This window comes from Chryseobacterium sp. HR92, from assembly GCF_045689405.1.
Lineage (GTDB): Bacteria > Bacteroidota > Bacteroidia > Flavobacteriales > Weeksellaceae > Chryseobacterium > Chryseobacterium viscerum_A.
Map to the genome: position 1 here is coordinate 4,967,238 of NZ_CP139139.1, position 21,913 is coordinate 4,989,150.

Annotated in this window: 17 protein-coding genes; 8 read left to right on the forward strand and 9 right to left on the reverse strand. The window is 37.4% G+C overall.

Annotation, left to right across the window (positions count from 1 at the left end; translation table 11 throughout):
* Nucleotides 1-27 precede the first annotated feature (27 nt).
* The 7 genes from SFA27_RS22470 to hflX form a co-directional block, all read right to left on the reverse strand.
* On the reverse strand, nt 28-1,266 hold the full coding sequence (locus SFA27_RS22470) for a hypothetical protein (RefSeq protein ID WP_407295041.1): 1,239 nt from the start codon (nt 1,264-1,266) through the stop codon (nt 28-30).
* Complete coding sequence (locus SFA27_RS22475; RefSeq protein WP_407295043.1) at nt 1,267-3,288, reverse strand: hypothetical protein; 2,022 nt, start codon at nt 3,286-3,288, stop codon at nt 1,267-1,269.
* 17 nt (nt 3,289-3,305) lie between these two features.
* On the reverse strand, nt 3,306-3,974 hold the full coding sequence (locus SFA27_RS22480; protein WP_047376124.1) for a hypothetical protein: 669 nt from the start codon (nt 3,972-3,974) through the stop codon (nt 3,306-3,308).
* A gap of 133 nt (nt 3,975-4,107) precedes the next feature.
* Nucleotides 4,108-4,824 carry a DNA alkylation repair protein gene (locus tag SFA27_RS22485; protein WP_407295046.1) on the reverse strand — a complete coding sequence of 239 codons (717 nt, stop codon included), beginning with the start codon at nt 4,822-4,824 and terminating at the stop codon, nt 4,108-4,110.
* 13 nt (nt 4,825-4,837) lie between these two features.
* Nucleotides 4,838-6,124: a sodium:proton antiporter gene (locus SFA27_RS22490; protein WP_047376118.1), complete on the reverse strand. Its 1,287-nt coding sequence runs from the start codon at nt 6,122-6,124 to the stop codon at nt 4,838-4,840.
* A 21-nt stretch (nt 6,125-6,145) separates the two neighbouring features.
* A complete protein-coding gene (locus SFA27_RS22495) occupies nt 6,146-6,781 on the reverse strand; it encodes a DUF4919 domain-containing protein (protein WP_407295051.1) in 636 nt (211 codons plus the stop codon).
* Nucleotides 6,781-8,007, reverse strand: a complete 1,227-nt coding sequence (gene hflX / locus SFA27_RS22500) for a GTPase HflX (RefSeq protein ID WP_047376112.1) — start codon at nt 8,005-8,007, stop codon at nt 6,781-6,783. Before hflX ends, SFA27_RS22495 begins: the two co-directional genes overlap by 1 nt.
* A 193-nt stretch (nt 8,008-8,200) precedes the next feature.
* Here hflX and SFA27_RS22505 point away from each other — a divergent pair, with 193 nt between their 5' ends.
* From SFA27_RS22505 to SFA27_RS22520, 4 genes are all read left to right on the forward strand, one after another.
* Nucleotides 8,201-8,908 (forward strand): LytTR family DNA-binding domain-containing protein, encoded by a 708-nt coding sequence (locus SFA27_RS22505; protein ID WP_264518918.1) that lies wholly within the window; start codon nt 8,201-8,203, stop codon nt 8,906-8,908.
* A 160-nt stretch (nt 8,909-9,068) separates the two neighbouring features.
* Nucleotides 9,069-9,542, forward strand: coding sequence for a T9SS type A sorting domain-containing protein (locus SFA27_RS22510; protein WP_047376109.1), 474 nt, complete (start codon nt 9,069-9,071; stop codon nt 9,540-9,542).
* A 6-nt stretch (nt 9,543-9,548) separates the two neighbouring features.
* The gene (locus tag SFA27_RS22515) at nt 9,549-12,071 is read left to right on the forward strand and encodes a beta strand repeat-containing protein (RefSeq protein WP_407295054.1); all 2,523 of its coding nucleotides are present in this window, start codon (nt 9,549-9,551) and stop codon (nt 12,069-12,071) included.
* A 6-nt stretch (nt 12,072-12,077) separates the two neighbouring features.
* Entirely contained in the window at nt 12,078-12,497 is a 420-nt protein-coding gene (locus SFA27_RS22520; RefSeq protein ID WP_047376105.1) for a hypothetical protein, read from the forward strand.
* Nucleotides 12,498-12,601: 104 nt separating this feature from the next.
* Here the strand turns inward: SFA27_RS22520 and SFA27_RS22525 are convergent, their stop codons facing one another.
* Nucleotides 12,602-13,036: an META domain-containing protein gene (locus tag SFA27_RS22525; RefSeq protein ID WP_407295057.1), complete on the reverse strand. Its 435-nt coding sequence runs from the start codon at nt 13,034-13,036 to the stop codon at nt 12,602-12,604.
* An 86-nt stretch (nt 13,037-13,122) separates the two neighbouring features.
* Here SFA27_RS22525 and SFA27_RS22530 point away from each other — a divergent pair, with 86 nt between their 5' ends.
* From SFA27_RS22530 to SFA27_RS22540, 3 genes are all read left to right on the forward strand, one after another.
* Nucleotides 13,123-15,327 carry a S46 family peptidase gene (locus SFA27_RS22530; protein WP_407295060.1) on the forward strand — a complete coding sequence of 735 codons (2,205 nt, stop codon included), beginning with the start codon at nt 13,123-13,125 and terminating at the stop codon, nt 15,325-15,327.
* Between the two features lie 81 nt (nt 15,328-15,408).
* Entirely contained in the window at nt 15,409-15,885 is a 477-nt protein-coding gene (locus tag SFA27_RS22535; RefSeq protein WP_047376104.1) for a YdeI/OmpD-associated family protein, read from the forward strand.
* Nucleotides 15,886-16,017: 132 nt separating this feature from the next.
* On the forward strand, nt 16,018-17,244 hold the full coding sequence (locus SFA27_RS22540) for a spondin domain-containing protein (RefSeq protein ID WP_407295063.1): 1,227 nt from the start codon (nt 16,018-16,020) through the stop codon (nt 17,242-17,244).
* Between the two features lie 72 nt (nt 17,245-17,316).
* On the opposite strand, the gene SFA27_RS22545 is transcribed toward SFA27_RS22540, so the two are convergent.
* Nucleotides 17,317-20,424 carry an amino acid adenylation domain-containing protein gene (locus SFA27_RS22545; RefSeq protein ID WP_407295066.1) on the reverse strand — a complete coding sequence of 1,036 codons (3,108 nt, stop codon included), beginning with the start codon at nt 20,422-20,424 and terminating at the stop codon, nt 17,317-17,319.
* 551 nt (nt 20,425-20,975) lie between these two features.
* On the opposite strand from SFA27_RS22545, the gene SFA27_RS22550 reads away from it, so the two are divergent.
* Nucleotides 20,976-21,908 carry an MBL fold metallo-hydrolase gene (locus SFA27_RS22550; protein WP_407295068.1) on the forward strand — a complete coding sequence of 311 codons (933 nt, stop codon included), beginning with the start codon at nt 20,976-20,978 and terminating at the stop codon, nt 21,906-21,908.
* Nucleotides 21,909-21,913 lie beyond the last annotated feature (5 nt).

Consider the following 21,913-nt stretch of genomic DNA (forward strand, 5'->3'; position numbering starts at 1 on the left):
ATAAATAATTTTATTCGGTTTCTATACTTACCATCGCAAAATTAAGGGTAATTCTCCGTTTTTAGCCTTTATTTTTATCCAGTAATCCTGTGATTTATTCCCGTAGAGTATATAATCTATATCTGAAATGATTCTTTTTTCAGTATTGCCTAAAGTTTTCAAAGAGGAATACAGCAGAGCAGTGTTTCTGATGAAAATATAATTTTCTTTTAACTGAGGTGATAATGATACTGGTTTTCGGGTTGATTTGATCGCAACACCGTTGTTATTTCGGCTGATTTGATTCGGCAGGAAAGGAATTGCTGTGAATTGATTTTCGTTATTGATCCACTTTTTAGACTGGAAATATTCCCATGTTCTTTCAGGATCATCACTTTTAATATCTATAGTATAATTGGGTTGGGTTATTTTTTGAAAGGTCTTTTTTTCAACTTCATTGAAATTGTCATCATATTCATAGCTGATAATCGTGTCATTGACCTGTTCAAGATCTGCCGTTGCTTTCAGATAAACAGCTTGTGAAGAATCAGCAATACTTTTATTGAAAAAACGGCTAAAATTCCTGATGTTTTCTTTGTCTAATTCCAGATCAAGAAAGTGGTTTCCCTTTTGGAGTTTGGAAGTGACAGCATTAAGAATTTGAGAGTTTGAATTGTTTTTAATTTCAATTTCATCATCATTTAAATCAATAGAAAAGTTTTGAATTTTCTTTCCTGAAATGAAAGAAATGCTTGCCGCTGTATGATGAATAAACTGATCTGCATCCCAAACCGGATTTGAAGAAGTCTTGAGAAGCTTTTTCTGAATGTTTTCAAAAGCCAGATCTGAAGTCCCTGCAACACAATGATCTCCATTGATTATAATAAAAATATTATCCTTCTGAAAATGGTTATTCCCTTTCTCTACAAAATTTTGTTTCTTTAAAAAAGTGATCAATTTTTGTGGATCTTTCAATTCTAAAACACTGTACCATTCGGAGAACTTTGTGTCTTTAAGATGGAAGATCTGCAAAAAATCAGGAATTCTGATTCCCGCCTCTTTCAATGAACCTGAACTCTTGCCTTTAGCTTTGTTTCCGGACCAATGTGAAGGATGTGTTATCAGGCTGAAGAGATATTGTCCCGTTAGTTTCTTTACATCAATTAAAACTACTGCATCTGCATTTCCAGGAATATATTTGAGGCTCTTATTCTTATGAAAGGCCACAAAATATACTGCAATAGCGAGCAATACAATTAACGGGACAATAATCTTCTTTCTATTCATCTATAAAATTTGTGGTTTCTCTTCTGTTTCTTTTGTTTTAAAAACCTGATCGAATACATCAAAGAAATACATTAAACTGTTTTCCGAAGAATCTTTAATATTATAATTCATTTCTGTCTGGATACTCTCTCCTTTCACTTCTGTTTTATAATACAATTCTCCTACATTTTTTCTAAAGGCATCAAGGGCTTTTCTCTCTTTAGGGCTTTTGAATTCTTTATCTAAACCTGTTAAAAGTTTTTGGATATCCAGTCTTCCTGACAATGGATATTTAGCTGAATCTTTTGCCCATTTTCTGGAAATATCAGATTGGTTTACAGACAACATATTGTCCGCAGAACTCATCAGATAAACAACACCATCTTTTACAGTGAAGAACAGCTGATCTATATATCCCCCGTCTTTCTCTTCCTTAAAGGTGTACAGATTTCCTTTTTTAGAGAACCTTTTAGAGAATTTCTTGTTGGTAGCCAATAAATCAAAAATACGGTTCCAGTAGCCTTCATTCTCTGTTGCAAAAGCAAAAGTGAAGTTAGGCACAGCAATTTCTTTGGTTTTCTTTACTTCTTTTTCGTTGAAATCAGCATCATATTCATAATCCGTGTACTCTACTGTTTTGGATTTCAATTCATTTAAAACAAAGATTCCGTTTCCGGGTGCAATTTTGGTAATAGCTTCTTCATCCAGAACAATTTTCATCGTTTCCATGACCAGCTCCATTTCCTTTTTATACTCGTTTTCTCCGGAATTCTGAAGCAGGCTGTACATCAAATCAAAACATTTGGCTCCATTCACATTCATTGCATAGTAGCCAACGCTTTTTTCATTGATTAATTCCAGCAGTTTTTTATTCTTCTTTCCTTTATAAATAGCTGATATATTCTTTTGAAGGTCAGCATTTTTGTGCTGGTAATTATTAACAAGCCTTACTTTATCTTTATCAAAATACAGATTGTAAGAATAGTTGGAATTGTACATATTTTTAAAGAACTGCCCATAGCTGTAGAACTTCGTCATCTTACCATAGATTCCTTCATTCACTATTCTTCCATAATCTGTGTAGACAAAAGCATCAGAATTAGTGTCTCTGAATGTCAGCATTTCTTTAGGAACTTCAATTTCCAGATTTGAGCTGAAATATTGGTCAAAATGATCTTCAGCATTCTTTTTAACGATCTTAAAGTTTTCTCTGCGGATAGAGTCCTGCTCTTTTTTGTATGCTTTATCCTCTTCTTCATCGTAAGCATAAGCATCATCAGGCATTTCCTCTCCGTTTTCGGGGTTCTCAGCACTTTCCTTCTCTGCAGGATATTTATGATGTTTCTGCAGGTATTTGATGTCTTTCTGGATTCTTGCAATCTCGTTGTTGTTATCTTTGATGCTTTCCTTCAGATATTTAATATCATCCTTAAGGTTTTTGATTTCTTCTTTGTAATCAAAAGGTTTTTCCGGCTCATCTGTATAAGCTGTATCTCCTTCTTCTGCGTAAACGCTGTCAACGGCAACGGCAGTACTGTCCGCAACGGCTTCTGTTGACCAAAGATCTTTGTAAGGTTTGGTATAGCTTATCATCCTAAGAACCGCGCGGCTTCCGTTCCATGCCACGAAAATATCATCATTAATATCTACATAAGAATAGTTCTTTTTATTAGAAACTTCCTGTCCTTTTTTCTTGACAGAATTGATGAATTCCTGAAACTTCTCCTTATTATCAATGATAAAATGAGTATTGTATGCCTTAATGGAGTCATTAAAGCTTGCATAATGGTACTGAACAGCGTCATATTTGATTCCGGTTTTGGAATAATCTGTCCAAGAAAGGTTTTCTTTATTATTTTTGCTCAGTTCGTGCAGCAAAGGATTCAGTTTATTCCAGTTGATTTTGTTGTTAAGCTGTTTCCCGTTGACTTCCATATAAAATACAGCATCAGTGGGGATTTTCATACTATTTTGGGCAAAAATCAGTGTAAAACCAAAGAGTACAAAAAGGATTTTTTGTGTTTTTAATAAGATAGATTTCATGACTATAGTTTAGAAATTTATTGAAAAAGAATAGTGTTTTGTATTTGTTTTTTCTGAAGGATCAGATCCAGAATATCAGCTTCCAGTTTGAGCGCTTTTTTATTGGGAGAAAGCACATATGTATTGTTTGTTTGTGATTTCACTGTACTTTCAAACTGCATAATGGAAGTATATCTCGCATTGTTAAAAACTTCCTTATCCGCTTTACTCATCTTGTCGTAATCTGCTTTGAATGTATTGACTTTATTCCTTGTCAGCGTCTTTTTTTCAAGATTCTGGCTGTAAACCTGCGTTGGAACCATTTTACCCAATATATTCTGAGCCTTCAGTTTTTCCAGGCCGGCATTGATGTTTTCAATTTTTTTGAAATTACAGCTCAGTTTAATGATGTAATTATCAAAATCCATGGATGTTTTCACATTGCTTATTCCGGGAGTTCCTTTGAAAATTTTTGCCGCTTCATTGATTTTATTTTCAATTTCGGTCTTTTTCGGAACTTTTTTCCCGTTGATAGTTTCCATTTTTGAGATGGATGCCAGCCTCGTTTTGCTTTTACTGGCGTTAAGAATAATGGTATATTCTCCTGTTCCGTCAGCCTTTACATTCACTTTATCAAGGATATCGAAACAGCTTGTAAGAAATAGTAAAGGAAAAAAAAGAAGAAATAATCTGAGGAAATTTTTCATGATTAGGTTTAAAGCCACAAAATTACTCAATTTTGGACTTAAAACCTTATAATCTCTGATTTTTCGGGCATAAATAGCTGTTTCCCGGTACTTTTTTAGGGGAAAACACGGTACTATTTCCGTATATTATTTTTTAAACACGTCCTTTCAGATAGTCCTGACGAAGATCTTCGTCCAGCTTTTCAATAGCATACCGAAGGCAGGTTCTGGGCATTTCATTGTAATATAAATTCAGATAACGGATCAATTCTCCTTCATTCTTATTTCCCATTTCCCTTAATAGCCAGCCATTGGCTTTATGCATCAGATCATGCGGGTGCTTCAGGTTTCTGGTTACGAATTCCTTAGTAAGATCAAATGATCCCTTTTTTATATAATGCATCGTCCCTACAACAGCCACTCTTTTGTGCCACATTTCTTCAGATTCAGAAAGCTTCCTAAGAAGGCTTTCTTTCTGGTTTTCAAAAGCATATCTACCTAAAATCTTATAACAGGTAGAGTCTACAAGATCCCAATTGTTGACATAAGGAAGGTGGTTCAGGTAAAAAGCTACCACTTCTTCTTTTACTGCTTTATCTTTTGTTTTTTCAAACTTTAAAATCAGCATAAAAAGAGCCGTCAGCCTGTGTTCGTGGTATTTTGAAGAAAGTAATATACTGAGTTCTTCCAAATTGATTTTCGAATAATACTCTTTAGCAACAGAGCGCTGATCCGGAACTTTTACTCCCAGAAACAAATCGCCTTCCCCATATTCTCCTTTTCCTGTTTTGAAAAATCTCGGAAAGAATTCTGCCTTTTCAGGAATGGAAAGAATAGCTAGTGCTTCCTGTATTTCTTTAACAATGCTCATATTACAAGCGTTTTTAAGCTTTTTCTTCTAAGGCAGTATTCTCCTGCTCTTCCTCTTCTTTTGCAATCTTATTAGGGTTCGCCACCTTGGCAATGGTAAGCCCCTGAACAATGATCGAGAATACTACTACACAATAGGTAATACTTAAAATAATCTCACTGTATTCACTTTTAGGAATAGACATCGCCAGTGCAATAGAAACTCCTCCACGGATTCCTCCCCAAACCAGAACTTTTACAGTCTGCGGGCTGAAACTTCTTCTCAAAGAGGTAAATTTCGTAGGTCCCCAGATAGAAATAAATCTTGCAAACAGAACTACCACAATAGCAGCTAATCCAGGAATCATGAAGTGTCTGAGATCTTTAATCATTAAAAGTTCAAATCCGATGAACAGGAATAATACTGCATTCAGAATTTCATCAATCAGTTCCCAGAATTTAATCAGATAATCCTGAGTAACGGATTTCATTTTGAAGCTTCTGTTGAAGTTTCCCATAAATAATCCTGCTGCCACCATTGTCAACGGCCCTGAAATATGCATCTGCCTTGCAATAAGATATCCTCCCATCACTACAGAAAGCGTTACTAATACGGAAATAATATAATCATCCACTTCACGCATCAATCTTGATGTAACCCAACCAAGGAGAACTCCAAGTAAAAGACCACCTCCGGCTTCTTTAAGCAAAAGCAATCCGATGGTTTCAACACTCAGATCCACTTCTTTCCCGACTGCCAGCTGTAAAATCACTGTAAAGACCACAACCGCCATACCGTCATTGAACAGAGATTCTCCGGCTACTTTTGTTTCAAGTGATTTTGATACATTTGCCTGTTTCAGTACACTCAGAACCGCTACCGGATCAGTAGGTGAAATCAGGGCACCAAAAACAAGACAGTAGATAAAAGGAAGCTTAACGCCCACATAAGGAAGCAGATAAAACATTCCGAATCCTACCACAAAAGTAGAAATCACAACGCCTACTGTGGAAAATATTACTACAGGCCTGAACTGTTCTTTCAGATCATTAATATTAATATGAATTCCTCCTGCAAAGAGCAGAAAATTAAGCATAGCTCCCATCAAAACCTCGGTAAAATCAATACCGTTCATTAGATTGTGAAGATGTCCGAAAGTTCTCGGAAGCACTGTTTCTCCGAACATTACCAGAAAAATAGACACCACAATGGCAATCACCATAATTCCGATGGTGCTTGGAAGTTTTAAAAACCTGTAATTGAGATAGGCAAATATTGATGCTAATACGATTAATGCTGAAAATGAATAATATAATTCCACTAAGTGTTTCTTGTTTTATGATTAATTGGTTAGTTCCAAATAGAGTATTTTAATATAGAGCTGCTGCCCCTCTTTTTCCCAAACATCAAACATGCCATCCTTAGCAGGTTTTGAGCTTCTCGTATAATCCTGTCCTATATTCAGAATGTTTAGCAGAATGTATTCATCTCCTACGGAATTGACGATATAGGCGGTTTTTTCAGATTTCCCGTCTCCTGAAAGTTTTATTCCTTCAGTAAGTGAACGAAATTGATTCAGATGATGCATAAAGTTGCTGCCGTCCTTCACAGAATCATATGCTCTGAGAAGGATCAGCAAAATATCCAGATTCGTAGGGTCTTTATAATACAAAGCTTTTCCCTGCCCGATACAGTCTGCAAAATTGTTTTGCTTAAAGGCTTCAGCAAGACTTTTAAAGCTATCATCTGACGTATTTACTTTATCTTTTATGAAATTTCTTCCATAGTAAAGATATTGCGACTCTATACTGTCCAAAGACTTCGGATATCCTTTATATTTAAAAATAAGCTTCTCATAATTGTAAGGAGAATCAGAATTTTTGAGACTTTTCTCAATAGCTTTTAAATCAAGTTTTGATTTCTGGCTGAAGCCAAAAACTGAAAATATGATGAATAAAAGGAAAAAGTGATACTTCATTAATTGTTTCTTTCTTCTTCCTCGTCGTTATCGAAATATTCAAAAAGGAAATCATTGTATGGAAATCTGGAAATATGAATCTTCATTACCTCATCGTAAATCATTTTCTTCATTTCCGGGAAGTTTTCCTTCGTTAAAGCAGAAATGAAAACCGTTGGATATTTTGATTTCCCCATCCATGTTTTCTTCCACTCTTCCAGAGAGATGTTTTTACGGGTTGAAGGGGTAAGATCATCTTCGTCCTTTTTCTCATAACTGAAATCGTCAATCTTATTGAAGATCATAATCATTGGTTTCTGATGGGCATTGATTTCCATCAAAATATGGTTTACAGATTCTATGTGATCTTCAAAACTTTCGTGTGAAATATCCACTACATGAATCAAAAGATCAGCTTCACGAACCTCATCCAGAGTAGACTTGAATGATTCTACCAGCTGAGTAGGTAATTTTCTGATAAACCCTACCGTATCCGTAAGCAGAAATGGTAAGTTTCCGATCACCACTTTTCTTACTGTGGTATCCAGAGTAGCAAATAGTTTATTTTCTGCAAAAACCTCAGATTTTGAAATAGAATTCATCAAAGTAGATTTTCCAACATTGGTATATCCTACCAAAGCTGCACGCACTACTTTCCCACGGTTATTACGCTGAGTCGCCATCTGCTTGTCAATCGTCTTCAGTTTTTCTTTCAGCAATGTAATTCTGTCACGGATAATACGACGGTCAGTTTCAATTTCCGTTTCTCCGGGACCTCTCATTCCAATTCCCCCTTTCTGACGCTCAAGGTGAGTCCACATTCTCGTCAATCGTGGCAAAAGATATTGATATTGTGCCAGTTCTACCTGGGTTCTTGCATAAGAAGTCTGAGCCCTTTGGGCAAAAATATCAAGAATAAGATTGGTACGGTCCAAAATCTTAACCTCCATCTCTCTTTCCAGATTTTTAAGCTGTGAAGGAGAAAGTTCATCATCGAAAATCACAGTTCCGATCTCGTTTTCTTTTACATATTCTTTTATCTCAATTGCTTTTCCACTTCCTATAAAGGTTTTGGAATCCGGCTGAGTCAGTTTTTGGGTAAAACGCTTTTGTACGGTTGCTCCGGCTGTGAAAGCTAAAAACTCAAGTTCATCTAAATACTCTGTCAGTTTTTCTTCGTCTTGATTTTGAGTAATAACACCCACTAAGACCGCTTTCTCATAGTTATGTTCTTTCTTTTCTAACATTAAGTTCTGTCTATGTTTATGATTTTTACAAGTTAATATTTTTCAGAAAAAAAACAAAATCAATTTTTATTTAATAACATATTTTAATATAAATTTAAGTTTACTGATGAAAGGTTTATAAAAAATCAATAACTTTATGTAATAAATTTCTGATTTTTAAATATTTAACTTAAAAACTAATCTCCGGAATATCATGATTACCCATATCAGATGTATGATTATTGATGATGATGAACTGGACAGACTGGTTCTTCAGCATTATATCAAACAATATCAAAACATTGAAATTGTTGCCTCTTTTGACTCTGCTGAAAAGGCAATACCCTACCTTGACGTTCCCGCCGATCTCCTGATTATTGAGACTAATTTGCAGGGCATGAGCGGACTTGAATTCCGGAGACTGGCCCATAAAATACCTGCCTGTATTTTTGTAAGTTCCCATCCTGAGCTGGCTGCGGGAGCTTTTGAGATCAGCACTTTAGATTTTATCACCAAACCCCTTACTGCAGAACGCTTTCATTACTCTATGGAGAAGCTTTTTGATTTTTTTGAAGTGAAAGAAAAATGTGAATGCTATGATGCAATGGTAGGAGAAAACTGCATCAAAATAAAAGAAGGAGGGCAGGTTTTTCAGATTAATATGAAAGATATTCTGTATCTGGAAGCTCTGAAAGATTACACCAGAATTATCACTCTTGAAAAAAATCACTGTATTTTAAATTCTCTGGGAAATCTTCTGCAAAAAAAAATCTTTGACTCTTTTGTCAGAATACACAGAAGTTATGCTGTTCCGCGCCACCTTATCCGTGGAAAAAGCTGTCATGAGATAGAACTTGCACATCACATCAAACTTCCTATCGGCAGAACTTACAAGGATAATCTTTCTTTTTTCAATCCTTAAAAAATCCCGAAAAACATTCAACAATAATTCACAAAATGCCATTGGTCGATTATTTCTGCCGTTGGTCTATTTTCCTGTTATTTGATTGAGATAGGTGGTAATTTAGTCTTCCCAAATTCCCCAAGAAAAACACATCTATTAATCACCAAAACTGTTATCCATGGAAAGAATATCTATTTATTGTATTATTCTGTCTGTCTTTTCCGTCCCCATACTGCACGCACAATCTGCAGTTTTGGCAACCGGACTGGATGCTTCAGCAGCTAATGGTTTTGTTTCTTACAGTGTAGGCCAGACGACCTACCTCGAAAAAGGAACAGGACAGGTTCTCGAAGGTGTTCAACAGCCTTACGAAATTATCACTCTTACTTCCCTTGAAACTTCTTCTGAACTCACAGGCATTTTGCTATACCCTAATCCTTTCAGAGATTATTTGTATTTAGATTTTACCTCAAATAATTTTAAAGGATCAGAGTATCAGTTATTTGATGCCCAAGGTAAGCTGGTAAAAAAAGATAAGATTTCACAATCAAAATCTGAGCTTAATTTCTCCTCACTTCCTTCTGCTATGTATATCATCAGGATTACTCAAAACGGAGAAAATATTAAAACATTCAAAATCATCAAAAAATAAAATGCCATGAAAAAAATATTATTACTGTTTTGGATCCTGACCGGTTTCTTTATGGGACTTTCTCAGGCTCCGGAAAAAATGAGCTACCAGGCTGTCATGAGAAATGGCTCCGGACAACTCTTAATCAATCAAGCTATAGCCGTGAGAGTAAGCATATTACAGGGATCTCCTGCCGGCGCCGCAGTCTATTCAGAAAGGCTCACCGGAAATACCAATGCCAACGGGCTTATCAGCCTTGAAATAGGAACAGGAACTGTACTTACAGGAATATTTGCCACCATCGACTGGCCTACAGGAAGCTATTATTTAAAAACAGAAACTGACCCTGCCGGAGGAACCAGCTATACTATAGTAGGAACGAGCCAGCTCCTAAGTGTTCCTTATGCTATGTATGCTAAATCTGCAGGTAGCGGAGGCGGAAGCTTTACAATTCCCTATACTAATACAGTCAATAATGCCTCAACTTTATTTTCATTAACCAATGATGGTGATGGAACTTCAGTGGAAGGAATTAATAGCACAACAACATCAAGTATCGCTTCCGTAAGAGGAATTGTAAGCAATACTGCTCCAGGCGGGTTTTCTTCAGCAGTACGCGGTGTCAATAACGGAACCGGCGGGCTGGGAATCGGGGTCTGGGGAAGCCAGGCCGGAAGTGGCTGGGGAGTATATGGTGTTACTCCAAACGGTTTAGGAGTGTACGGAAATGCCAGCGGAAACGGATATGGTGTTTATGCAAACAGTAATACAGGAACGGGTTTAAACGCAACCAGTACCAATGGTATTGCCGCTAATATTTCTATCACCAATAATGCAAATGCCAATAGTGTTCTTACAGCATCTACTGTAGGCAACGGTACTGTCATTAACGTTTCAAGTACAGGTACTGGCGCTGGGATACTCAGTTCCACAGCTGGAGGCTTTGGAGTTCATGGCATCACTTCTTCCCAATCTTCTGCAGGTGTTATAGGAGACAATACAGGAGCTGGTGAAGCGGTGGTGGGTAGAACAACCAGTGATATTGCCGGAGCTGTTGTAGGCCGTAATGATGGAGGTGGATATGGAGTAAGAGGATTTGTGGCTACCAATACATCCGGAACCGGTATCGGTGTTTACGGACAGGTAGGTTTAAATAACAGTACTGGACGTGCCGGAAGATTTGAAAATTTTAACCAAACAAATACCACGGGAAATACCTTTGAGGTAGAAACCAATGGAAATGGAAATATCCCTGATGATACACAGGGAAATGCCGCTTCTTTTATTGTTGACAACACCAATAGTGTTGCTGCAGCAGTAAGAGGGGAAGTAAACACTATTTTCGGGAATTTTGGCGCCGCCGCTATTTATGGAATTTCTTCAGGAACAGGAGGGCGTGCAGGTTTATTTTATGCATCAAATCCTGCAGGAAACGGAGCCTCATTGATTGCTCTGACTGATGGTAACGGAAATGCGATCACAGCCAATGCAGGAAAAGACGGGAACGGTGTTGAAACCAATATTGACGGCGCTGGAAATGCACTCTATGCATGGGTTCCTTCTTTTTCTACCGGACGCGCCGGAAGATTTAATATTTTTAACGAATCCAACACCAGCGATGTTATCACTGTAACTACTGTAGGAAATGGTATTGCAGGAAATTTTAAAGTAGATAAAGTGACCGGGACTTCAGCAGCGGTGAGAGGTGAGGTTAACTCTCAGTTTGCCAATTTCGGCACCGCGGGTATTTATGGGATATCCTCAGGGACAGGAGGATTTGCCGGATTATTCCACGCCAGTAATCCTTCCGGAAATGGTCCTGCACTGATTGCTATTGCAGATGGTAATGGTAACGGTATAACGGCTAATGCATCAAACACTGGGGACGGTGTAGAAACTACTGCAGACGGAACAGGAAATGCTATCTACGCATGGGTTCCTAATTTCGGACAAGGACGTGCCGCAAGATTTGTAAATTACAATACCGGCAATACCAACCCACCTCTTACAGTAGAAACCCACAGCAACGGATCTATTGCTTTATTTAAATCCGGAAATCCGGGTACAGTGAATGTGGCCAGAATCAATTCTGCCGGACGTGGATTTTTTAACGGAGGTACACAAAACAGCGGTGCTGACGTTGCAGAAGTGTTTGATGTAAACGGAAGCATTTCTGAATATGAACCTGGTGATATTCTTGTCATCTCAACCAAAGCAGACAGAACAGTTGAAAAATCTTCAACGCCTTATTCAACTCTTGTTGCGGGAGTGTATGCTACAAAACCTGGTGTACTCCTCACAGAGGAACATATTGATACTGATATTTCCAATAAAGCGCCAATGGGTGTCATTGGTGTTATTCCAACCAAAGTATGTCTTGAGAATGGAAAAATAAAAAGAGGAGATCTTCTGGTAACTTCATCTAAAGCAGGTGTTGCCATGAAAGCCAATATCAAAAAGGTAAAAATTGGACAGGTAATCGGAAAAGCACTTCAGGATTATGACCAAAAAGAGACTGGAAAAATTCAAGTATTAGTCAACATAAAATAAACCGTCATGAAAATAGCATATATTATCCCGTTATTATTCCTAAGCACTATTATTTATGCTCAGGAAAATAAGAAGGCCGCTCCGAAAGAAGAAGATCAAACACTGGTTGTAAAACAGGCACAGGAACAACAGGCAAAACTAATGCAGGAAGCTAAGGAAAACAATGAAAAGAAAACGGCCAACTCAGGTCTTGTTTCCGATCATGGACTTGAAGTAAAAAAACAGGATTCCAAACCCAAAGCAGCAGCTGACAATTCAGGAAAGCTTCTCCCTAATACCGCAAGTCTTGAAGATATAAAGAAAACAATCCCCAACCGACAGGCATATCACAATACTATAAATTCTAGGAACACAAAAATGACAGTTACCGGGCTGCCTAACACAGCAACCCTGGAAGACATAAAAAAGACAATTCCCAAAAACTAATGACTCTCAAAAGCTAATAACCGCAAAAAGCTGATAACCAAACTAGATTTTTCAAACAAAGAAGTCCGCTGTAATGCGGACTTTTGTATTGTAGTATTGTATTATTAATCCCAATCAGCAGCTACAAATTTCATTGTATTTCCATGATCATCGGACAAGGTAAGAAAATGTCCTTCAATAGAATACTTAGTCATCGTCTCAATTTTTTTCTGAAAAGATGTTTCAAGACTCATATCCTGACAGGCTTTCATCGTACTGACCCCGTTTGAAATCTTTACTTTTCCTCCTTTTTTAAATTCGGAAACAAAAGACATCTGATTACATCCCATATAAGCGCTTCCTTGAATTTTACCATCAACCATACTGGCTGTCAGGTTCATTTCAGCTTTATTAGCAATCAGCTGATCTTTTGAAAAACCAGCAAAAGAAACCAGCATCCACTGCCTTTGAAGAGCAGGATTTTTATCCGGCACAGAGGAACAATTTAAAACGATTCCTAAAAGTAAAACTGCAAAAATGGACAATAGTATCTTTTTCATGTGGGTTATCATCCCATTTTCATACCAATCCGGGACAGAATCTCGTAAAAATTAGTAAATTAGCGACACAAAAATTATTTTATAAAATGAAAAGACTATTTCTACTATTCACTTTCTTACTGGGCTTTGCTCAGATGAGGGCGGATGAGGGGATGTGGCTGCTAATGCTCATCAAAAGACTTAACGGTGTTGATATGCAAAAAGAGGGTCTACACCTTACGCCTGAAGAAATTTATTCTGTAAACAATTCAAGCTTAAAAGATGCTATCGTAAGTTTCGGTGGTTTCTGTACAGGTGAGATTGTTTCTGATAAAGGACTTATATTCACAAACCACCACTGTGGTTACGGTGCTGTAGCTGCGGCTTCTACACCAGAAAAAGATTATTTGAAGAACGGTTTCTGGGCAATGAAGCAGAAAGACGAATTCAATGCAAAGGATCTTTATGTAAGATTTTTAGTAAGAATGGATGATGCTACGCAGAGAATCACTTCTAAACTAAACAACAATATGACCGGAGCTGAGAGAAAAGCTGTTATTGATGCTGAAACAAAAGCCATCCAGACAGAAAACTCTGAGAACGGAAAATATACTGTAGTGGTGAGAGATTTCTTCAACGGAAATGAATTCTACTATTTCGTATATCAGGATTATAAAGACATCAGATTAGTAGGTGCTCCCCCTTCATCATTAGGAAAATTCGGAGGAGATACAGACAACTGGGAATGGCCAAGACACACTGCAGACTTCACTATTTTCAGAGTATATGCTGATGCTGCAGGAAACCCTGCTGAATATTCTCCAAGCAATACTCCTTTGAAGCCTAAACATTTCCTTCCGGTTTCTCTTAAGGGAATTAAGCCTGGTGATTTCTCAATGATCTTAGGTTACCCTGGAAGAACAAACCGTTACCTTACTTCTTACGGAATTCAGCAAATGGTAAACAAAGACTACCCAGCTTGGGTTGAGGCTTCTAAACTTGCCATGGATGTAATGAAAAAGTACATGGATAAGGATAAAGCAACTCAGCTTAACTATGCTTCTCAATATGCTTCAGTAGCCAACTACTGGAAAAACAGACAAGGAACTATTGATGCCGTAGAGCAAAACGGAACAATCACTGACAAACAAAAAACTGAAGAGATCTTCAAAAAATGGTCAATGATGTCTGGAAATGAAGCTTATGATGGTATCTTAGAAGATATTGGAATGTATTACAAGCAGGTTTCTGAAAGAAATGTTGAAAGAAACTATGCTTCACAATTCTCAAGAAATGTAAAATATATGTCTCTTGCTCTGCAGGTAGGTTCTGTATTGAAAGCTTATGCTGCTCAGGATATGCAGGGAAGACTTGCAATGAAGGCTAAAACTGAAGCCGCCATCAAAGCTGCTTATGAGAACTTCAGCCCTTCTTTAGAGGGAGATATGCTTGCGTCTATGACCGGACTTTACCAAGCAAGAGTTAAAAATCCAGAGGTTGCTTCTGCTACTATTTTAGGATTGGATGCTAAAACAGTTTCTAATTTAGCTTATTCTTCAATCTTTGCTAACAAAACTTCTGCAACGAACTTCTTATTGAATCCTGATGCATTGAAACTTGATGCTGATCCACTTTGGAAAGTAGCTAACGGTATCGTTGCTGATCAAAAAATGAGCGCAGAAAGATATGTTAAAGTAGACGATAATTTTGCAAAAAATAACCGTTTGTTTTTAGCAGGTCTTATGAAGGCTATGCCTGAGAAAAAATTCTACCCGGATGCTAACTCTACTATGAGATTAACTTACGGTACTGTAGATAAATTACCTATCAGAAATGACAGAAACTATTTCGGTATTACTGATAACTATTATACAGACATGACTGGTCTTGTTGGAAAATACAAGAAAGGTGATGAAGAGTTTGATCTTCCTCAAAGAGTAATCGACCTTTACAACCTTAAAGATTTCGGACAGTATGCTGATGCAGCAGGTTATATGCCTGTAAACTTCCTTTCTAACAATGATATTACAGGTGGTAACTCTGGTTCTCCGGTAATTGATGGAGACGGAAACCTTATCGGTATTGCTTTTGATGGTAACAGCGAAGCATTAAGCGGTGATATCGTATTCGAGCAGGAATGGCAGAAAACTATCAACGTAGACGTTCGTTTTGTTCTTTGGACAATTGATAAGTTTGCCGGTGCAAGAAGATTAGTTGACGAGTTGAAGCTTGTAAGAGGTGAAAACACTCCAGCTGATACAAAAACTAAAAACTCAGGTACTACAACAACGCCTAAGAAAGTTAAAAAATAATTATCTTATCTGATATATTTTTGAAACCGTGAAAGTAAATTTCACGGTTTTTTTATTTTTGACTATTAAAAATATTTTATCATGAACCCTAAGCCTATTGAATTCACAGCTGTTATTCAGCAAAACGGAGAGATGAATGCGGCGTTTGTAGAATTTCCTTTTTCTACAGAAGAACTGTTTCATAAAAAAGGACAGGTAAAAATTAAAGCCGTTTTTGATGATAAAGTTGAATACCGCGGAAGCCTTGCCAAAATGAAATCAGATTGTCATATTTTAGGACTTACACAGGAGATCAGGAAACAGCTTGGGAAAACTTTCGGAGATAAGGTTTCCGTTTCCCTTACTGAAGATAAAGAAGAGAGAGTAGTTGAGATTGCTGAAGATGTCGTTTCTGTTTTTAATGAAAACCCCGAAGCAAAGGCATTGTTTGACAAGATGAGCTATACCCACAAAAAGGAATATATCCGCTGGATAGAAGAGGCTAAAAAACCGGAAACAAGAGAAAACAGAAAGATTAAAATGATTCAGATGATTTTAGATGGGAAAAAGGGGATATAAATCATTCTGTTTTCACTCCCGAAAGCTGTACATTAAAAAAATTGAATAAAAGAAAATATTTTTTGTCAGGTTCTCAAAAAGTAGCCGACTATAGTTACAGATATCATTTATAACTATAAAAAATTTACTTTTATGAACAAGTTTATTTTCAGAACATCGGTTTTAGTGGCAGCTACTCTAGCTGCATTTACTCTTTCTTCATGTAGTGATTCGGATAATGACATGATGACGGATATGTCTTTTCAAAGAACTATCACTTTTGAAAATGTGGTAACTCCTAAAGATTTTGTAGAAAGCGGAAGTTTTCAGGGAACAGGAACTTCTCCTATTATTTTGCCCGGACAATCTGTTTCTGTTAAATTCAGCGCAGGAAAAACACAGGCCTTAATGTTTGCTACCATGTATGGTGCTTCAAAAGACTGGTTTTTTGCTTCCCAACAGCCTGGTATCAAACTGTTTGACACTAATGGAAATGCCATTACCGGGGATGTTTCTTCAAGTGTACGACTGTGGGATAACGGAACCAAAGATGACACAACGGGACAGGCAGAAAGCAAGCCTATTATGCAGGTTCCTAACGTAAATGCTTCACAGCTTATGAAGCTCAATCTTGCTTACAATGATGTAACCTCAGAGTTTACCCTCACCATTACCAATACATCTGGCGGAACAGCTAATGAAACTCCTTTTTCTCCCGGAGTATGGGCTGTTTCCAACTACAATGGCTCCCAGCTGCTGAACAACGCTCCTTTTTTTACTCCTAATGCTTTATCAAATCCGGAAATCACGGATATTGCCCAGATGGGGAATATCAGTAAAATGATGACAAAACTGAATGTCAACACAGGAATTATGACCGGCCTTTCTCCTGCTTTGGTAGTTGTTTACCGTGGTGACAAAAATCCTATTTATGAATTAGGTCAACCTGACAGCGGAATGGGATTGAAAGATATTGCACAGTTTGGAAATGTAACCCAGCTTCAAAACAGCCTGAAATCTCTCTCCGCTGTAAGAGGTGTATATGTTGCCGGGAACGCTCCTGTAGCACCGGGAAGCAAAGTAACAACAAGCTTTAATGCTGAACCCGGGGATAAAATAGCTTATGTAACCATGTTTGGATTTTCCAATGACTGGTTCTATGCCAATGAACAGAGCATTGATGCAAATACCAAGGGAGATATTAGTTCAAAAACTTCATTATTTGATTCCGGAACAGGGATTGACCAATATCCCGGAGCCGGAAATCATCAGGCATTATTCGGTGGCACTCCGCAGAGTGAAAATAAAATTATTTCAAAAGTAGGAAACCAATATTCTGTTCCTGCTGTTCAGAATGTGATTAAAGTAACCGTGAATTAATTTTCAGATTTAAAAGATCATACAATTAAAAATTCCAGGCATAACTGCCTGGAATTTTAATAATCTGTAATATTATTCGACTGGAATTCCAAGATATTTCAAATAGGAATCCAGTACTTTTTTATCAAATACCGGCTCCTGAATACCCGAGCCCTCCAGAAACTGAATTACATTGGAACAATCCCATATGTAGGTATTCTGATAAAGCTCCACGGTGGATAAACCTTCATGCATATTATCTCTGAAAAGGCTCGTCAGTGGATACAACCGGTTTTTGCTGTCATCTTCCCACTGTTTTCTCCATTCTTTGTAAGGAAGGTCTTTCAGGATGAAAGGATAATACTTTTTCATAAGCCCAAAGAAGCCTTCCAATGTAAGATTGGTTTCCGGGCGGGCTATCAAATTAAATTTTTTCCCTATTGCCTCTTTATTTTTTGTGATATGAGCCATAGATTTCGTCATATAATCTACTGTGATAAGACCTTCTCTAAGCTCAGTCAATGCAGGATAAGATTTGAATTCTATACAGTTTTTCACCAATCCGGACCACCACTGGTAGGAAGCACATGCTCCTGTTTCACTGTGGCACATTGCATATCCAAGACGATAAGTAATCAATGGCAGACCTTCTTTTGCAGCTAGATCTGCGACGGCCTCCATTACCCATTTGCTTCTTACATAACCAATGTCTTTGCTTACAGACATTAAATTCTGCTCAATATCATCAGACTCCAGCATCACTGTTTTTCCTGTAAACACATGCCCCCAGCTGTATACTGAAATGGTGGATAATAAGGCAAGACATTTGGTCCTTTCTGCTCCGGCCAATTTGATGATTTCTCTTAATCCTTCTACATTGGGAGTTTTCATGTAAGAATAAGGTTCAATGAAGTTTACGGAACTTCCGGAATGGTAAATCAGATCAGTTTGTTTTGCCAGTTTTGTGAATATTTCTTCTGACAATCCTAAAGCCGGCAACGCCAGATCTCCGATTACGGGAATAATTCTCGATTTCTGTTCTTCTTTTTGAGGAATGTGGTATTGTTTAAAACATCTCTCAATCTTTTCCATCGCATGAAATTGATCCTGAGCTCTTACAAGACAGTAAATATCAGCATTTGTAGTATCCAGAAGCTCCTGTAAAAGGTGAATTCCCACAAATCCGGTAACTCCCGTTAAAAATATTGTGGCGGGATTTTCTATTTGTTTAGGATCAAATCCACCTGCAAAAACAGTTCCCGGAGCAAGATAAACATCCTTCTGTAAGGCAACATAAGGCTCTACATCTTCCATTGGAACAGCCTCTCTTGTTGCCCGGGATCTGGCTATAAGAACCTCCGATAGGTCCTGCAGCACGGGGAACTGATAAATATCCCGCAGATACACTTTTGTATCCAGCTTTCTTTCCAATGCCACAGCAACAGTTGCTACCAACAGGGAATTCCCGCCGATATCAAAGAAATTATCTGTGATATTAATAACGGGACGTTCCAAAGCTGAGGACCAGACATCTACAACAATACGTTCTGTTTCATTGGTTGGCGGCTCAAATGAAATAAGTTCTTTCGCTTCTTTATCTGCCAGATCTTTTAAAGCCTGAGCATCTGTTTTGCCATTTGCCGTCAAAGGAATTTTATCTATAAAAATAATCTGGGCAGGAATCATATAACCCGGAAGCTCTTCTTTCAATGCACTTCTAACTGATGAAATATCTTTCTCGGCTTCAGGTCTTGAAACAATAAAAGCAATCAGATATTTACTATCTCCTTCTGTATCTCTGCTAATGACCACAGCCTCTTTAATATCTTTCTGCTGCTGCAACGTTCGTTCTATTTCTCCCAATTCAACCCGGAATCCACGAATTTTCACCTGATTATCTATTCTTCCAAGGAATTCAATATCTCCGTCCGGCCTCCATTTTGCAAGATCTCCGGTACGATACAGTTTTTCGGTTTCCCGGAATGGATTATCAATAAATTTAGAATCTGTAAGTTCTTCATTATTAAGATATCCATTCGCTAAAATATTTCCTCCGATGCATAACTCTCCTACAGCTCCTACTGGCAGCAATTCCATATTCTCACCTAAAATATAGGCTTTTGCGTTGGCAATGGGTTTCCCTATTGAAGAGACATATTTTCCATTGATATCTTTCACTTTTTTAAAAGTTGCAAATACAGTACATTCCGTTGGCCCATAATAATCTATCAACTCATAGCTTAGCTCAGTAGTAAGTACGGGCTTCAGTTTTTCACCTCCGGTAAAGAGATATTTCAATTTCAGATCAGGATAATTTCTGGTATAATTAACAACCGGCGGACCTAAAACAGAGGGAACAAAACCATGTGTAATCTGATTTCTCCTGTAGAAATCCACCAATGCATGAGCATCTGTTCTGTCTTCATTATCTGCAATAAACAGAGTTGCCCCGGAAGTAAGTGCCGACCAGGTTTCCCATACAGATATATCAAATGCCAATCCTGCTACAAGAGTCAGTTTTGAACTTTGATCCACGTGAAAATGATGATTATGCCAGGTTACCAGGTGCTGAATAGCCTGATGGCTTACCATTACTCCTTTCGGTTTTCCTGTAGAACCTGAAGTATAAATTGTATATGCCAGGCTGTTCTGATGAATTTTAATTTCCGGGGCATCTGAAGATAAATGATTAAGATTCTCCATACTGCTCAGATCAAATACTTTTGTTCTTTCTGTTCCAGATAAAAGGGTTTCAAGATTTTGGTTGGTAAGGATAATATCGGCAGCGGTATCTGAAAGAATAAATTCTACTCTTTTAGCGGGGTAAGCAGGATCTATAGGAACATACGCTGCTCCTGTTTTGATCACGCCTAGAACTGCAACAACCCATTCTAAAGAACGGTCCAGCCAAATAGGAACATACTTGCCTTCTTTGATACCATGGCTCAATAATAGATTAGCAATCTGGTTACTTCTCTGATCTAAGTCACGGTACGTGATCTCCTGATCCTGATAAACAATGGCAGTTTTATCGGGATAAAGGAGTGCCTGCTTACGGAAAAGAGATTCTAATGTTTCTTCATGATGATAGTCCCAGCCAGTTTTATTAAACCTGTTGAGTAACTTATCTCTATCTTCAGAGGACAATAATACTGGTGAACCCGATGATAGATTTTCTAATGAGGGAATTGTGTTTGACATAATAATTTGATTTGGTTTAAAAATTTGCAATCAATGGCTTTAACTCTACGTAAAGTTGTTTTAATCTCTGTGAAACAAAGAAACAACAGGACGCAAGGTATAGCCACAGTTTATTTAATAAATGTGTTTTCATAAAAATTTTAAAAACGGAATGATGCAGAATCTTAAGCGATCTACTCCATAAGCAGAACGGGAAACAGCACTCAAAACGTTATTTATTGCAGTCGGAAAGAAGAAAGAATATATTGCAGATATCTTTCAGAAATTAGAAGTAAATTTTTATTCTGAATTTAAAAATTTTATTTTCATAATGTAATATTTTTAATAATTTGGTAATCAAACTTAACATAATATTTTAACCTATGCGTTACATAATTACTATCATCTACCACATCCCGGAATTGATATTCTGGAAGAAATGGAAAATAAAAAACTGAATTACAATTTATTGCATCATCAAAAACAGCATTCTTCTGTATCCGTTTTTAATACGGCCATCGTATTGGAATATTCTCTAAATTTGTGAACAATAAAACACACTTCATTTTAATATGGATCAAAACCTGAAAAGAAACCATGGATTCATACATATTCCATGCAATGAACTGGATATTTTTATACTTTCTGACGGCTATTTTGGTATTGGCTATCACCAGCCTATTTTAGCTCCCGATATTCCTGAAAATAAGGTAAAAAATGAACTCCGAAATCTTTATTTATCAGACTCTTATTATGAAGCTCCTATTAATGTAATGCTTGTCAAAAAAGCTGAGCGTATTATTTTAATAGACACCGGAGAAGGGTTTTATGATGATGAAAACGCAGGACAATTATTACACAGCCTTACAGCAGCCGGATTTACACCGGAGTCCATAACAGATATTCTGCTTACCCATGCTCACAGAGATCATATCGGAGGAATTCTTTCTAAGGATAATGAAGCTGTATTTCCGAATGCAGATTATTATATTTCCAGGCAGGAATTTGAATTCTGGACGAGTAATGAACCGGACTTTCAGAAAAGCAAAAACCCGGAAGGTGGAAAGCCAAGCATTCCTTTGGTTAGAAAAGTCCTTTCTGTTATAGACAGCCGACTTACGAAATTTGAAATGGGAGATCAATTATTCTCCTGTATTCAGACACATGCTGCTCCGGGACACACTCCGGGACATATTATTTATACAGTGAATGATGGGGATATATCCATTACCAATGTAGTAGATGTTTTCCATTCTCCTCTTCTTATTGCAAAACCTGACTGGGGAACACAATGGGATATTGATTTTGAAACAGGCGTTGAAACCCGTAAGAAAGTTCTTGAAAATTGCTTTAAAAACAGAACACTTATTTGCTCCGCTCATCTTCCATGGCCGGGTATTGGGTATATTAATAAAGTAAATGACCAGTTTCAATGGGTTCCTAAAGTTTACAACCATCCTTTTTTGATCAGCCTTAAAATAGATCAGGAAATAAATGCCCTGTAACATTA

What these genes read in the sequence shown, in the direction of transcription:
- SFA27_RS22470 (WP_407295041.1), bottom strand. Translation starts at nt 1,266, where the DNA reads ATGAATAGAAAGAAGATTATTGTCCCGTTAATTGTATTGCTCGCTATT.
- SFA27_RS22475 (WP_407295043.1), bottom strand. Translation starts at nt 3,288, where the DNA reads ATGAAATCTATCTTATTAAAAACACAAAAAATCCTTTTTGTACTCTTT.
- SFA27_RS22480 (WP_047376124.1), bottom strand. Translation starts at nt 3,974, where the DNA reads ATGAAAAATTTCCTCAGATTATTTCTTCTTTTTTTTCCTTTACTATTT.
- SFA27_RS22485 (WP_407295046.1), bottom strand. Translation starts at nt 4,824, where the DNA reads ATGAGCATTGTTAAAGAAATACAGGAAGCACTAGCTATTCTTTCCATT.
- SFA27_RS22495 (WP_407295051.1), bottom strand. Translation starts at nt 6,781, where the DNA reads ATGAAGTATCACTTTTTCCTTTTATTCATCATATTTTCAGTTTTTGGC.
- hflX (WP_047376112.1), bottom strand. Translation starts at nt 8,007, where the DNA reads ATGTTAGAAAAGAAAGAACATAACTATGAGAAAGCGGTCTTAGTGGGT.
- SFA27_RS22505 (WP_264518918.1), top strand. Translation starts at nt 8,201, where the DNA reads ATGATTACCCATATCAGATGTATGATTATTGATGATGATGAACTGGAC.
- SFA27_RS22510 (WP_047376109.1), top strand. Translation starts at nt 9,069, where the DNA reads ATGGAAAGAATATCTATTTATTGTATTATTCTGTCTGTCTTTTCCGTC.
- SFA27_RS22515 (WP_407295054.1), top strand. Translation starts at nt 9,549, where the DNA reads ATGAAAAAAATATTATTACTGTTTTGGATCCTGACCGGTTTCTTTATG.
- SFA27_RS22520 (WP_047376105.1), top strand. Translation starts at nt 12,078, where the DNA reads ATGAAAATAGCATATATTATCCCGTTATTATTCCTAAGCACTATTATT.
- SFA27_RS22525 (WP_407295057.1), bottom strand. Translation starts at nt 13,036, where the DNA reads ATGAAAAAGATACTATTGTCCATTTTTGCAGTTTTACTTTTAGGAATC.
- SFA27_RS22530 (WP_407295060.1), top strand. Translation starts at nt 13,123, where the DNA reads ATGAAAAGACTATTTCTACTATTCACTTTCTTACTGGGCTTTGCTCAG.
- SFA27_RS22535 (WP_047376104.1), top strand. Translation starts at nt 15,409, where the DNA reads ATGAACCCTAAGCCTATTGAATTCACAGCTGTTATTCAGCAAAACGGA.
- SFA27_RS22540 (WP_407295063.1), top strand. Translation starts at nt 16,018, where the DNA reads ATGAACAAGTTTATTTTCAGAACATCGGTTTTAGTGGCAGCTACTCTA.
- SFA27_RS22545 (WP_407295066.1), bottom strand. Translation starts at nt 20,424, where the DNA reads ATGTCAAACACAATTCCCTCATTAGAAAATCTATCATCGGGTTCACCA.
- SFA27_RS22550 (WP_407295068.1), top strand. Translation starts at nt 20,976, where the DNA reads ATGGATCAAAACCTGAAAAGAAACCATGGATTCATACATATTCCATGC.